This is a genomic window from Actinomadura chibensis NBRC 106107 (assembly GCF_001552135.1).
Taxonomy (GTDB): Bacteria; Actinomycetota; Actinomycetes; order Streptosporangiales; family Streptosporangiaceae; genus Spirillospora; species Spirillospora chibensis.
On record NZ_BCQP01000026.1, the window covers coordinates 14,204 to 27,280 of the forward strand.

13 protein-coding genes are annotated in these 13,077 nt (G+C 69.1%); 5 read left to right on the forward strand and 8 right to left on the reverse strand.

The genetic code is table 11. The features are described from left to right. Positions 1-338: 338 nt before the first annotated feature. A complete protein-coding gene (locus ACH01S_RS46770; protein ID WP_370671572.1) occupies positions 339-1,598 on the forward strand; it encodes an HNH endonuclease signature motif containing protein in 1,260 nt (419 codons plus the stop codon). A 25-nt stretch (positions 1,599-1,623) separates the two neighbouring features. Further along, a complete protein-coding gene (locus ACH01S_RS15415) occupies positions 1,624-2,262 on the forward strand; it encodes a maleylpyruvate isomerase N-terminal domain-containing protein (RefSeq protein ID WP_067891438.1) in 639 nt (212 codons plus the stop codon). A gap of 57 nt (positions 2,263-2,319) precedes the next feature. On the opposite strand, the gene ACH01S_RS15420 is transcribed toward ACH01S_RS15415, so the two are convergent. From ACH01S_RS15420 to ACH01S_RS15445, 6 genes are all read right to left on the reverse strand, one after another. Next, positions 2,320-3,177, reverse strand: a complete 858-nt coding sequence (locus tag ACH01S_RS15420; RefSeq protein WP_067891441.1) for a TIGR03620 family F420-dependent LLM class oxidoreductase — start codon at positions 3,175-3,177, stop codon at positions 2,320-2,322. 101 nt (positions 3,178-3,278) lie between these two features. Next, positions 3,279-3,608: an ArsR/SmtB family transcription factor gene (locus tag ACH01S_RS15425; RefSeq protein ID WP_067891445.1), complete on the reverse strand. Its 330-nt coding sequence runs from the start codon at positions 3,606-3,608 to the stop codon at positions 3,279-3,281. 88 nt (positions 3,609-3,696) lie between these two features. After that, complete coding sequence (locus ACH01S_RS15430) at positions 3,697-4,773, reverse strand: type III PLP-dependent enzyme (protein ID WP_067891448.1); 1,077 nt, start codon at positions 4,771-4,773, stop codon at positions 3,697-3,699. After that, positions 4,770-6,422: an IucA/IucC family protein gene (locus ACH01S_RS15435; protein ID WP_246236644.1), complete on the reverse strand. Its 1,653-nt coding sequence runs from the start codon at positions 6,420-6,422 to the stop codon at positions 4,770-4,772. The genes ACH01S_RS15430 and ACH01S_RS15435 overlap by 4 nt, the downstream gene beginning before the upstream one ends. Next, the gene (locus tag ACH01S_RS15440; RefSeq protein WP_067891451.1) at positions 6,413-7,996 is read right to left on the reverse strand and encodes an IucA/IucC family protein; all 1,584 of its coding nucleotides are present in this window, start codon (positions 7,994-7,996) and stop codon (positions 6,413-6,415) included. The genes ACH01S_RS15435 and ACH01S_RS15440 overlap by 10 nt, the downstream gene beginning before the upstream one ends. Continuing rightward, positions 7,993-9,138 carry an ATP-grasp domain-containing protein gene (locus ACH01S_RS15445; RefSeq protein WP_067891455.1) on the reverse strand — a complete coding sequence of 382 codons (1,146 nt, stop codon included), beginning with the start codon at positions 9,136-9,138 and terminating at the stop codon, positions 7,993-7,995. The genes ACH01S_RS15440 and ACH01S_RS15445 overlap by 4 nt, the downstream gene beginning before the upstream one ends. Positions 9,139-9,315: 177 nt before the next feature. On the opposite strand from ACH01S_RS15445, the gene ACH01S_RS15450 reads away from it, so the two are divergent. Next, on the forward strand, positions 9,316-9,924 hold the full coding sequence (locus ACH01S_RS15450) for an HD domain-containing protein (protein ID WP_067891458.1): 609 nt from the start codon (positions 9,316-9,318) through the stop codon (positions 9,922-9,924). 6 nt (positions 9,925-9,930) lie between these two features. Here ACH01S_RS15450 and ACH01S_RS15455 read toward each other — a convergent pair whose 3' ends face one another. Further along, the gene (locus ACH01S_RS15455) at positions 9,931-10,206 is read right to left on the reverse strand and encodes a DUF4031 domain-containing protein (RefSeq protein WP_370671573.1); all 276 of its coding nucleotides are present in this window, start codon (positions 10,204-10,206) and stop codon (positions 9,931-9,933) included. A gap of 158 nt (positions 10,207-10,364) precedes the next feature. On the opposite strand from ACH01S_RS15455, the gene ACH01S_RS15460 reads away from it, so the two are divergent. Continuing rightward, positions 10,365-11,750, forward strand: a complete 1,386-nt coding sequence (locus ACH01S_RS15460; RefSeq protein WP_246236645.1) for a dipeptidase — start codon at positions 10,365-10,367, stop codon at positions 11,748-11,750. Positions 11,751-11,803: 53 nt separating this feature from the next. After that, entirely contained in the window at positions 11,804-12,715 is a 912-nt protein-coding gene (gene nudC, locus ACH01S_RS15465; protein WP_083980720.1) for an NAD(+) diphosphatase, read from the forward strand. A gap of 49 nt (positions 12,716-12,764) precedes the next feature. Here nudC and ACH01S_RS15470 read toward each other — a convergent pair whose 3' ends face one another. Further along, positions 12,765-13,046, reverse strand: a complete 282-nt coding sequence (locus ACH01S_RS15470) for a mycoredoxin (protein ID WP_067891463.1) — start codon at positions 13,044-13,046, stop codon at positions 12,765-12,767. Positions 13,047-13,077 lie beyond the last annotated feature (31 nt).

Sequence of the window (13,077 nt, forward strand, 5' to 3'; positions counted from 1 at the left end):
GGCGGCTCGTGTGTTTGCTTACCCCGTGTTCTGCTGAATATTGCGGCTGCTAGCGGTGGCTGAGGTCTGGTGCTTTTCTTTCCGGCGTGCGCGTGGTTTTTATCGGATTTGGTGTGGTTGCTGTTGGTGCGTGGCTGAGGTGCCTTCCGAAGGTGGGTGGTCGGCTGCGGGTTGTTGCCGGTTGCTGTCACGTTGGTTGCGGTTGTTGGCTTGAGGTGGGTGATTTTCTTTCGGGTGGGTGCGGGGTTCTGCTGTAGTGAGAGTAATGTGGCCTGTCTGAATTGCCCAATTAATCACTCCTCTCTTCTCTTATAATTGGAGATGACATTGGAGGACGGGTGGCTGTTAGCCTTGTTGGTGAGTCGGGTCGGTTGAGTGGGCTGACCGATTCTGAGCTTCTCCAGGTTGCGGTCGCTGCTCGGCGGCAGACCTCGTTGGCGCAGGCCCGAGAATTGGCTGCCATTGCTGAGCTTGCCCGTCGTCGTGGTGAGGACGACCCTCCGGAGGGGTACCGGGGGTTGTCGGCACATGAAGCGGTCGCCGAAGAAGTTGCCGCTGCGTTGACCGTCACTGGTAATGCCGCCGCTATTTTGGTGCATCTCGCCGAACGTCTCACCGGGCCGCTCGCGGAGACCTTGGCCGCTTTGGAAGCCGGATACATCGACTTGACCAGGGCTCGCGCCATCTCCGATGGTACGGAGAATCTTCCTGATGAGGTCGTCGGTCGTGTCCAGGCGGCGGCGCTGGAGAAGGCGTCCGAGCAGACCAGCGGGCAGCTGCGTCGCCGTATCAAACGGCTCACCGAGCGGCTGGCTCCGCAATGTGTCGAGGAACGGCGTCGCGAGGCGATTCGGCAGCGGCGGCTCGAACTGTGGGAGAGTCCGGCCGGAACCGCTGATCTGGGTTTGTGCGACCTGCCGCCCGAGGACGCCCATGCCATCTACAACAAGATCTCTGCGGCCGCGCGTGGAATCCGGGCCGACGGCGACACCCGTCCGCTGCAATGCATCCGTGCCGACCTGGCGACTCAGCTCCTTAACGGCCACCCTCTGCCCGATGCCGTTCAGGCGCTCATCTCCCAGGCTCCGCCAAGCGTTGGGCCTGTGTCGGAGCCAGCGGAGGAGGTGGACGGCGATGTCGACGCGGTCATTGGTGAATTGGCGGGAATGGCCGATCGGCAGCTTGGCCAGGTGTGTGACCGTGCCCCGGCCCACGCTCGGTCCATGGCCGTCGCCCATGCGGTAGCCCGCCTTGAGCGTCGTCTCGGTGCGCGACGTGACACGTTCTGTCGAAGCGGCGATGATACGCACGGTCATCCGGGTTATCGGGCTCCGGCCGCGCTTCGGCGTGAGATTCAGGCCCGCCATTCCACGTGCGTGTTTCCGACCTGCAATCAGCCGTCGCATCGCTGCGACCTCGACCACACCACGCCTTGGCGGCCCGGGATCACCTGCCGCTGCAATCTCGCCCCGCTCTGCAGGCGTCACCACCGCCTCAAACAGACCCGTGGCTGGAAACTGCATCAACTCTGGCCCGGCCTCCTCATCTGGGTCACCCCAGCAGGAGCCTGGTACATCGTCCGCCCCGACCGGCGGTGAGCCGGGGCTGGATAGTGTCGAGGGCATGAAGCGCTCGGCTGATGCAGTCACTGCGGACGACCTTCAAACGTCCGTTCGCCTTGCCGTTGCCACCATGCGGCAAGCGCCGTCCGAGCGGGCATGGGACACCAAAGCCGGAGCCCTTGAATGGACCTGCTGGGAAACCGTGGAACACCTGAGCGACGACCTTTTCGCGTACGCCGCACAGTTGGGCCCGCAGACCCCGCCCATGGACGGTGAAGTGCCGTTCGTGTGGGAGAGCCGTAGGCCCGGTGGTCCAGCGAACGTCATCCACGCCGACCGGAAATCAGGGCCCGCCGGACTTCTCCAAGTACTGGACGCATGCGGCGGCCTGCTCGTCGCCATGGTGCGCAGCACACCGCCCGACGTCCGCGCCCACCACGTGTTCGGCGCGTCTGACCCCGAAGGGTTCGCCGCGATGGGAATGGTCGAGACCCTCGTCCACACGCGCGATGTGGCGGACGGTCTGAATCTGGTCTGGGAACCGCCCGCCGAATTGTGCTCCCGCGTCCTCGCCCGCCTTTTCCCGGACGCTCCACGCGACACCGACCCGTGGCAGACGCTGCTATGGGCGACGGGCCGCGCGGAACTCCCAGGGCGCCCACGCCTGACGTCCTGGCGCTGGCAAGGCACCCCACGATGAGCGTCCACTAGAGAATTAAGCGTGGGGGCTAGAGGCTCGCTGGAGGGCAGCCAGAGGTTAGAGGAGCGCCTCGCCGAGGCGTTGCCAGTGGGGCATGGAATCGCCTGGGTCGGTCCCGATCACCTGGACGGTGACGTGGTCCGCGCCCGCGTCGACGTGGTCGCGGAGTTTCTTCACGATGGTGTCCAGGTCGCCCCAGAAGACCAGGTCGTCGACGAGGCGGTCGGCGCCGTGCGCGATCTCGTCCTCGGTGTAGCCCAGGCGGCGGAACTTCTCGACGTTGAACGGCGTGTTCAGGTAGGGATGCAGGTGCTCTCGGGCCTTCGCCCGTGCCTCAGCCGCGTCCGACTCGAACAGCACCGGGTGTTCCACACCGAGAAACGCGTCCGGCCCTAGGGTCTCCCGGGCCTGTGCCGTGTGCGCGACGGTGACGTGGTAGGTGTGCGCCCCCGCGGCCCGGTCCCGGGACAACTCCAGCATTTTCGGCCCATACGCGGCCAGGATTCTTCGGATCGGGGTCTCGGCACTGGGTGCGTCTGGGGCGTCCATCGCATCGAGGTATTCGCGCATGGCGGCCAACGGTTTGACCCCCGGTCGCTTCTTCCCGCCGTACCCCAAACCGAGCACGTGCCGTCCCGGATAGGCGTCCGCCAGGAGGGCACTGCCTGCGCGTGCGGAACGCGCGTCCCGCGCCCAGATCTGCGCGATGGCGTTGACCGCCCGTATCCGTTCGGTGGACGAGAGGATGAGGCTCGCGAGCGTGAACGCCTCGCGTCCGCCCACCTCCGGGAACCAGAACGACCGCCAGCCCTGCTCCTCCAACTCCTGCACCGACTCCCGGATCCTCGCCGCGGGCAACTGCTCGAACTCGAAGCTGTAGAGCCCGAACGTGCCGAGATCGTCGAACGCGCCCATCGGATCGCCCCTTCGCGTGTCATCGCCCATCTACGAATCGAAATATCGCAGATCTTCGATATGACTGTCAAAGTGGTCGAGGTGGGGGGTGGGGCGTGGGGTCAGAGCGTCCGGCCGAGGGTCGCGACGAGTTGGGCGATGCGCTCTTCGTCGCGCTTGTAGTGGGTCCACTTGCCCACGCGCGTCGCTCGGACCAGCCCTGCCCGCTGCAGTTCGGCCATGTACGCCGACACGGTCGACTGGGCCAGGCCCGCCTTCTCCTGGAGGTGGCTCACGCACACCCCGACTTCGAGCGGGTCCGCGATGGGCTGCTGGGTGAAGTGGCGTTCGGGGTCGCGCAGCCAGGACAGCAGTTGCAGACGTACCGGGTTCGCGAGCGCACGCAGCGCCGTGACCAGGTCGAGGTCGACTGAACCGGCGTTCTCTGCCATGAAGGCGAGTATAGGTCGGCATCGACGTTTCGCATCACGTCGATACGTCGGCACGTCGATACGTCGGTGCGGGATCGGGCGCTCCTGGTCAGCGGAGGTAGTGGAACGCGGGCTTGGGGTGCATCAGGAAATCGTGGTGGGAGATGTTCCAGGCGTAGGCCCCAGCCATGGTGAAGGCGATGATGTCACCACGGGAGAGGGGCGGGACGGGCACGTCGCGGGCGAAGACGTCCTTCGGTGTACACAACTGGCCCACGAGCGTGGCTGGGCTCTCCGGGCCGCTTGCGGTGAGGACCGTGAACGGCTGGTTGTGTCCCTTGGTCACAGGTGTTCTCAGGTGGTGGGTGCCGCCGCGCAGGATCACGTAGGTGTCGCCATGGGTCGTCTTCACGTCCAGGACGTCGGTGACGTACCAGCCGTGGTAGGCGGTGATCGCGCGTCCTGGCTCTATCCGGACGGTGGCGGGAATGCGGTTCAGGCCCGTCCCATAGAGGTCCCAGTCGAAGCGGCTCTCGGGGGATGTGTAGTCGACGGCCATGCCGCCGCCCACGTTCAACTCGGGGTCGTCCACTCCTAGGGATGCCAGCCAGGGGAGTGCCCAATCCGCTATTTGGTGCGCCAGGTCGAGCATGGTGGGTGCGTCCAGGCCGGAGGCCAGGTGTGCGTGGACGCCCCGCAGAGTGAGGTGAGGGTTGCGCGCCAGGAGGTGGGCGCACTGGGTGAGCGCGTCTTCGTCCATGCCGAAGGGGCCGCTCATGGCAAGGGCGGCGTTCGGGGTGCTTAGCGGGAGGTTCGCGCGGAGAAGGATGTCGGCTGGCCCCAGCGCGGCAAGGCGGGCCAGTTCGCTCGGACTTTCGACGTGGATCCGGTTGACTTTGATGGCCTGGGACAGTTCTTCGTCCGTCTTGCCAGGCCCGCCGAAGGCGATGCGGGTGCCGGGCAGGGTTTGTTGGACGTGGGCCAGTTCGCCACCGGACGCGACCTCGATGCCGTCCACGTGTGGCGCGAGCGTGCGGAGGATTTCGGCGTCCGGGTTGGCCTTGGCCGCGTAGAACAGTTCCGTGCCGTCGAGAGCGGCGCGGATCTGCCTGATGTGGGCTTCGAGGCCGGACAGGTCGTAGAGGTAGGCCGGGTAGCCGTCCAGGTTGATGGCGTGTTCGTTCATAGCGGTCTGGGCGCGGCGAGCGGGTTGGGGACGGGGACGTAGGTCGCGCCACGGTCGGCCGTCCGGGACCAGCGGGTGCGGAGGTTCGCCTTGGCGGGCAGCGGCACTCCGGCCAGCAGCGCCCTGATCTGCGGATGGTCGTTGTAGGCGGCGAAGTGTTTTCTCGCCGTTGGCCACAGGTCGTCTTGTAGGGGTGGGTGCAGGTCCGCGACTGCCGCCGCTATCTCGGTGAGGTGGTTGACGAGGAGGCAGTAGATGACGCGGTTCCATCCCTGGACGGGCGCGTAGGTGAGGCTTTCGGCGACGCGGGGTGGCATGTGGCTCAGGTTCCAACGGCCTGCGGTCAGCTTCGTGCCCTCCAGGTCACGGAATGCGGCATGGATGGGCATGCCGTCGTGGTCGACGCAGATGAGGACGTTCTGGAGGTGCGGTTCCAGGACGACGCCATGGTCCAGGTAGGCGCCGAGTACGGGTGGAGCCACGTGCCTCACGTAGGCGTCCCACCACGCTTGTGCGCCGTCCGGCGTCTCCAGAGCGGGCAGGTCGGAGAGGAACGTGCTGTAGGGGTCGGCCAAGGCGCCCGCGAGCAGCGGTGTGCCGGGGAGGGCTCTGACCCCTTGGCGCAGGATTACGCCCAGGCCCTCATACAGGCGGCGGTCGGCGAACGCGATGGTGCGGTAGGCGGGCTCTGCGAGCAGCGTGGAATTCAGCTTCTCGAACAGGGGCGGCAGCAACTCGTTGAGCGTCATTGCGCTGGACAGTTCGTACCAGGCGTTCTTGCGGACGCAGTTGGTGATGCGCACGTCCAGGCTGAACTTGCAGAACACGTCGGCGTCCGGCAGATACGCCGTGCGGACGGACGACGTGGGCACCGCCTCCACATCGGACGCCCCGAGGTCCAGGAGCGAGCCGTCCGCCAAGGCCCTGCGCAACATGTCGTTGCCCGTCAGCAGCGTGAACTGCCACGGGTGGACGGGAAGCAGCCCATAACCCGCGGGAGCGCCGGGCCCGTACGCCTCCAGCCTCTTGAACTCCTCTGGGTCGCCCTCCTCGGCGATGAGGTGTGCCGGTACGCCCAGCCAACGCGGGCGGAAGCGCGCTCTGGTCTCCGGCGCGTATCGCAACCAGTCGGTCGGCGATCCCTGGCGCGCCTTGGGAGAAGGGTGAAACCGGTGACCCGCCACCAAGGACTGCTCCGAGTCGATGTAGGCCGAGTCGATGTAGGCCGATTCCGTGTGGCGTTTGGCGCGTGCGGTGAGGATGGCGGCCAGGGCGTTGTGGCTGTCGCGCACCTGGTTGAGGAATTCGGGGTTCGGGTGTCCGGTCGCCAATTCCAGCTCACCGGCGACCAGGTTCGCGAGCCTGTCCCAGGGGGCGGGGATCCATTCGTCCCCGCGACGCTCCTCGAACGGTGGAACGAGCCGGTAGGTCGCCCCGGAGGGGGGACGGCTCAGCCCGGTACGCAGCAGCACGCCCGCTCGCGGCAACCGGACGACCAGCCGCGCACCGTCCTGCCACACCTGCTGCTCCGGCGTGCACACCTCCCGGACGAGGCAGTTGAGCAGTGCGGTCGAGGTGGTGTCCTCAGCCTGGGCGGCCTGGGTGAGTTGGGTGAGTTGGGTGAGTTGGGTCAGTTGGGTCAGCGGCACGTCTCGTCCAGTAGGTAGTTGGGGCCTGGCGGGCCGTAGTGCTTGTTGATGTCGGCCGCGCCGGTCCGCGCCTTGTCGACGAGGGTTCCGGCGGTGACCATCGCCTTGCCCGGCAGCGTTTCGGCGTCCAGCGTGCGGGAGCGCAGGAACGTCTGGTCCGGTCCGAGGGCGGCGTCCAGGTGCTCGCGGATCAGGCCGCGGCCGTCGCGCCAGGGGAGCAGGCCGCGCTCGGCCAGGCCCAGGGCGGGCGCCGCCGCGCACAGGTGCAGCGTGATGGTGACGAAGACGCGGGCGAGCGCCTCGTCGTCGGTCGTCGTCATCCGCTGGTCGATGAGGTCGCGGGGATCGGTTCCGGGCGATGGGGGGAGCCGCTCGCGGAGCCGGGACGCGTTGATGAGCGCGCCGTCGTTGTCCTTGATGAGGAGACGAGGGGGTGTGTCGTCGTCCAGGACGAGCGCCACGTTTTGCTGGTGCGCCTCTAGCGCGATCCCGTATCGGAACAGGGTGACGTTCCACGAGAACAAGGCCGACAGGTAATCGCTGAAGAGAGACTTCACGTCCCAGCGTTCGATCACGTAACCGTTGTCTGGGGACTCGGTAAGCAGCGCCGCTATCGGCACGATGTGCGCGCGCGCCGTCTCGGCCGGGAAATACCTCACGAGATAGGCGAGCAGCGGGTCTTGCGCGTGCCCGTATGTCTGTTCGTCGGCGAGGAGGACGGGCAGCGTGGGTTCCCGGGCGAGGACGCGGCGCAGGACGCGTTCGACGAGCGCTCCGTCCGGCAGCGTCCCCGGCATGATCGTGCGGCGGTTGCGCCGTCCCAGCGTGCTGGTCGGCAGCGGCGTCTTCAGGTGGGCGAGCGGCGCGGCCACCACCGTCCGCATCGACAGCGTGGGCATGACCTGCAAGTACGGCTCGGGCGCGAGGGCGGCCCGCGGGTGCCCGCGCACCTGCGTGACCGCGAGCGGATGGACGGGGAACAGCGCGTCCGCCGAGGCCAGCCCCACGTCGGACGCGTCAGGCCACCAGCCGGGGAGCGTCCCCGCGAGCTCGGCCCCCCGCACCGCCGCCCACCGCAGCGGGAACGCGGGCGCGAACTCCGGCGCGTAACGGCTCAGATCCGCCATGGACAGCCCCGCGCGGCTCCCCCCGGCCGGATGCACCGGATGCCCCCCGTAGGCCGCGAGCGTCTCGTAGAACGCCCCCGGGCCCCTCCTCAGCCCGTCCGGCATCCGCGCCAGCCGCCGCAGCACCGCCGGCCGCGCGTCGCCGTGCAGCCTGACCGTCGCCAGCGCCTCCCGGCATTCGCGCTCGAACGCGGCCGTGTCGTCGCGCGGGTCCGCCAGCACGCGGACGGCCGCGAAGACGTCGCCCAGCCGCAGGTTCTGCGCCGGGTCAACGACGAGTTCGGACAGGAACGCGGGACGCGCCTCAAGCAGCCGCACGCTGCGTCCCGGCAGTTCCAGCGTCCTGTCTCGCAGGCGGTCGCGTAGGCCCGCGTAGTTCTCCCGTAAGAGCGCGTCGAGGATGCGCGCGGCGAGCCGACCCTCCGCGCCGTCCGCGTCGGGGGTCACGCGATCGTCCAGTCGTGGGCGGCGCGGAAGCGTGCCAGTGCGGCGTTCACCTCGTCCGGGCCGGGCCCGATCGCTCTGACCGTCCCCAAGTAGTCGCGGTTGGTGCGGGTGACGGCGACGGAATCGCCCACCGCGCGTTGCGGGCGGTAGGAAAGGCGCACGGGGCCGTCGTCCAGGTGCAATGGCCCTGGGGCGGACGTGAGCGTGCCGGAGCGTTCGGCGATGACCGGCTCGGCGATCGCGTGCCGCCCCCGAGGACTCTCGAAATCCGCGAGAGGCTCGCCCATATGGACCCTGAGGATCTGCTCGAACAAGGGGACGCCGAGCAGGTCGGCCAACAGGAAGTCGCAGTGGTCACCGATCAAGCGGTAGTTGACCTCGATGACGCGGGCCCGCCCCTCGTGGACGACGAACTCCGTGTGGCAAGCCCCGAACCCGATTCCCAGCGCGTCGAGCTGCGCCAGGACTTGCGGTGTCTCTGGGGGCGGCTCCGTCCACTCAAGGCGCTCTTCGACGAAGAACGGCGGCGGCGAGACCGTCGTGCGGAACGAACCCAGGACGCGCAGCTCCCGCCCGTCGCCGAGTGTTTCCAGCGTGTGGAGCCGTCCTGGCAGATACTCCTCGGCCACTAGCGGATCGTCCCGCCGCGCGGAAATCTCTTCAACGCGCGTGGACAATTCCAGAGCGTCCTGGACGAGGAACACGTCCTCGCTGGCGACGCCCTCGCGAGGCTTCACGACGAGCGGATATGGAGCGGTGTCGGGCACATGGCGGGCGTCCGCCGAGAAGACCAGGTCGACTGGGGCTAGGTGCCGCCGCATAAGCGCCTTGTTCTTCGCCCGCGTCGCCGCCCGCCAGTCCTTGGCCGGGAGCCCGAAATACGCGGCGGCCAGCGCGGTGGGCGCCTGGAGGAAGTCGCTGTTGGAGAACAGGGCCGCGGGCTCGTCCCCGACGGCGGCGACGATCTCCCGGAAATCGGCGACGTCGCATTCGACGACCGGCCCGCCGTGCGCCCCGGAATGGACGGACGGACGGTCGGTGAGCAACGTCACGTCCAAACCCAGGCGGGCGGCGGCGGGCAGGAACCCGTGCGTCACCGAATCGGTCGCCTTCCCGGCGACGAGATAGAGCGAGGCGGCCACAAGCGGCCTTTCCAGTTCGTGGGACGAGCCAGGTCCAGGACAAGCCTGTACGGCGAGCCGTGGCCAAGCCGCTCAGTGAGGTAAGGCTTGCCTAACTCGCTGTCACCATAGTGGCGGGGCGGGAACGCGGGGGCAAGAACGGCGACATCGCGTGTCCCGGCCCGCCAGGATGGGGCCATGGACCTTGTCGAACGGTGGGTGGCGCTGGCGGGACCCCACACCCGCCACATCGGCGCGGAACTGGACGGGCGCTACGGCGAACCCCACCGCCGCTACCACACGCGCGAGCACTTGACCGCCGTCCTCGACCTCGTGGACGAACTGGCGGCCCACGCGGCGAACCCGGACGCCGTCCGCCTCGCGGCCTGGTTCCACGACGCGGTCTACGACCCGGAACGCGCCGACAACGAGGAGCGCAGCGCCCGCCTCGCCGCGCGCATGCTCGCCGACACCGACCTCCCCGAACCCGACGTCGAGCGGGTCGTCCGTCTGGTCGAGCTGACCGCGTCGCACGCCCCGGAGGACGACGATCCGGACGGCCAAGTCCTGTGCGACGCCGACCTCGCCATCCTCGGAGCGGACCCCGACCGGTACGCCGCCTACGCGGCTGCCGTCCGCGAGGAGTACGCGTTCGTCCCCGACGAGTTCTTCAAAGCGGGAAGGGCCGAAGTGCTCAACGGCCTACTGGCCCTCCCCAAGCTCTTCCACACGCCCATCGCCAGGGAGCGTTACGAGGAACACGCGCGCGCCAACATCCGAACGGAACTGATGCTCCTCAACGCCTGACCCCGCTCACCCCCTGACTCTTGGACGCGAAACCTTGCGGCGGCGCAAGCCCGCCGCCGTCAAACGCTGGAGCAATTCCTGGCAGCCCACCGGTTTCGCCCCCTGCCGGAGCGCGCTCTCGTAAAGTTCGGACGGGACGTCGTAGTGGTCACGCTCGAACGCCCGCGGCGGCATCCCGAGTTCCGCGGCGAACGCATGCAACTCCTCATACGAGACGTCGCTCACCATGTGCGACCACACCCGGCCGCGCGCCGGCCAAAGCGGCGGATCGATGAGGATCAAAATCGCTCCCATGAACCAGGCGACGGCGGCCGAGAACCCGGCAACGGCATCCCTTACTGTGAGTTTCCGCCCGTCTGCGATCCAGGCGGCGCGACGCGTCCGGGAGCCCCAGGTGAAGGCGCCCGGCCCGACAGTACGACATGCGAAGGGGCATGCAGGTGAACGAGGTAGTGGCCTACATCCAGGCCCGCAGGGACCGGTTCGTCGCCGACCTCAGGGAGTGGCTGGCGATCCCGTCCATCTCGGGTGACCCCGCCTACGCCGGCGACGTGCGGCGCTCGGCGGAGTGGCTCGCCGGGCACCTGCGCGGGCAGGGCTTCCCGACCGTCGAGGTCTGGGAGACTCCAGGGCACCCCGCCGTCTACGCCGAGTGGCCCGCCGAGGATTCCGACGCCCCCGCGGTCGTCGTCTACGGGCACCACGACGTCCAGCCGGTGGAACCGCTGGACGAATGGGATACCGACCCGTTCAAACCCGTCGAGAAGGGCGACCGCCTCATCGGCCGGGGCGCGTCCGACGACAAGGGCCAGGTGTTCTTCCACACGCTGGGCCTGCGCGCGGGGCTCGCCGCGTCCGGCCGCACGGCCCCGCCCGTCACGATCAAGCTGCTGGTCGAGGGCGAGGAGGAGTCGGGGTCGGTGCACTTCGCCGACCTCCTGCACGCGCACCGCGACCGCCTCGTCTGCGACGCCGTGGTCATCAGCGACACGACGATGTGGGCGGCGGACGTCCCGTCCATGTGCACGGGCATGCGCGGGCTCACCGAAGCGGAGGTCACGCTGCGCGGGCCTTCGCACGACCTCCATTCCGGGTCGTTCGGCGGGGCCGTGCCGAACCCGCTCCAGGCGATGGCGGTGCTGATGTCCGCGCTGCACGACGCCGACGGACGCGTCACCCTTCCCGGCTTCTACGACGACGTCGTCCCACTGACGGACGAGGAACGCGACCTGTTCGCACGCCTCCCGTTCGACGAGGACGAGTGGCTCCAGAGCGCCGGTGACAGCCGCGCCGCCCACGGCGAAAAGGGCTACACCACCCTGGAACGCATCTGGGCGCGGCCCACCGCCGAGATCAACGGCATGTGGGGCGGGCACACCGGACCGGGCGGCAAGACCATCGTCCCGCACGAGGCGCACGCCAAAGTCTCGTTCCGGCTCGTCGCCGGACAGGATCCGCGCAAAGTCCAGCAGGCGTTCCAGTCGTGGGTCGAGGAGCACACCCCGCCTGGGGTCGAGGCAGAGGTGCACCTTCAGCCCGGCGGCGTCCGTCCGTGCTTCTCGCCGATCGACTCTCCCAGCGTCAAGGCCGCGCGGCGCGCGATGGAACGCGCCTTCGGCACCGAGGTCCTGTTCACCCGCGAAGGCGGCAGCGGACCGGAGGCCGACCTCGCCGACGTCCTGGAGGCGCCGCTCGTCTTCGTCGCGGTCGGGTTGAACGGCGACCGCATCCACGCCACCAACGAGAAGGTCGAGATCCCGCTCCTCCTCAAGGGCGCGGAGGCCGCCGCCTACCTTTGGGAAGAACTCGCCGTCGCCCTGCGCTAGAAAGTCCTGCAGGAGAGGGCCGTGCTGGACGGGCCCCGGGGGAGGAGTTCACGGTGACGGACGGGCCGCTGGAATGGCTCGCGCTCGCGCGCGGCACGCTCGACCGGGTGGCGCTGAAGCGCCGCGACGACGCCTGGCTGGACACCGCCTGGAAGGACCCCAAGACGCGGGTCGTCGTCGTCCAGGACGGCCGGGTGCTCGTGACGTTCGGGCCCAGCCCGGCGCTCGTCTTCGTCCCGCCGGGGCGGGCGCCGGACGGCGACCGGTGGCTCCTCGGCGTGGACGACGCCGGGACCGCCTACTTCGGGACCCCCGGCCCCCTGCCCGCCATCGAGGGCGCGGAGCCCGCCGGGCTGCGGCGCGTCGGCGCGCTCCTCGGCGACCGCGACTCCGGCCTGCTCACGCACGTCGTCGCGCTGGAGCACTGGCACCGCGACAACCGTCACTGCCCGCGCTGCGGCGCCGAGACGCGGGTGGAGTCCGCCGGGCACGTCCGGGTCTGCCCCGCCGACGGCTCGCAGCACTTCCCTCGCGTCGACCCGGCCGTGATCATGCTGGTGACGGACGAGGCCGACCGGATCCTGCTCGCCCGCGGCCCGCAGTGGCCCGCCGACCGCCGCTCGATCCTCGCCGGGTTCGTCGAGCCCGGCGAGTCCCTCGAACAGGCGGTCGCGCGGGAGGTGGAGGAGGAGGTCGGGCTGCCCGTCCGGGACGTCCGCTACCTCGGCAGCCAGCCGTGGCCGCTGCCGCGGAGCCTCATGCTCGGCTTCATGGCGCGGACGGACGGCGACGTGCCGCTCCGTCCCGACCCGGAGGAGATCCTCGACGCCGCCTGGTACACCCGCGCGGAACTGCGCGCCGCCATCGACGCGGGCGAGCTCGTCGCGCCGGGCCCGCTGTCCATCGCCGCCCAGCTCATCATGCGCTGGTACGGCGGCGAACTGCCCAACATGCCCGCCTTCTAGGTCCGGGTAGGGCTGGGTAGGCCAGAGTCGGGCAGGGCTCGGGCAGGGCTCAGGCCAGGGAGGCGAGCTTCGCCTTGACGGCCTTGGCGCTGGGATTGGTCACGGCGGTGCCGTCCGGGAACACCACGGTCGGGACGGTCTGGTTCCCGCCGTTGACGCTCATGACGAACTGCGCCGCGTCGGGGTCGCGCTCGATGTCGACCTCCACCATCTCGATGCCGTCCCGGGCGAGCTGGCGCTTCAGCCGCCGGCAGAACCCGCACCAGGTCGTCGTGTACATGGTGAGCTGGCCGGCCTGACCCTCGGTCCGGTCGGTCGTCGGCGTCGCCATCGCTGCGTCGTCTCCCTCGCTCGTCTCTGCT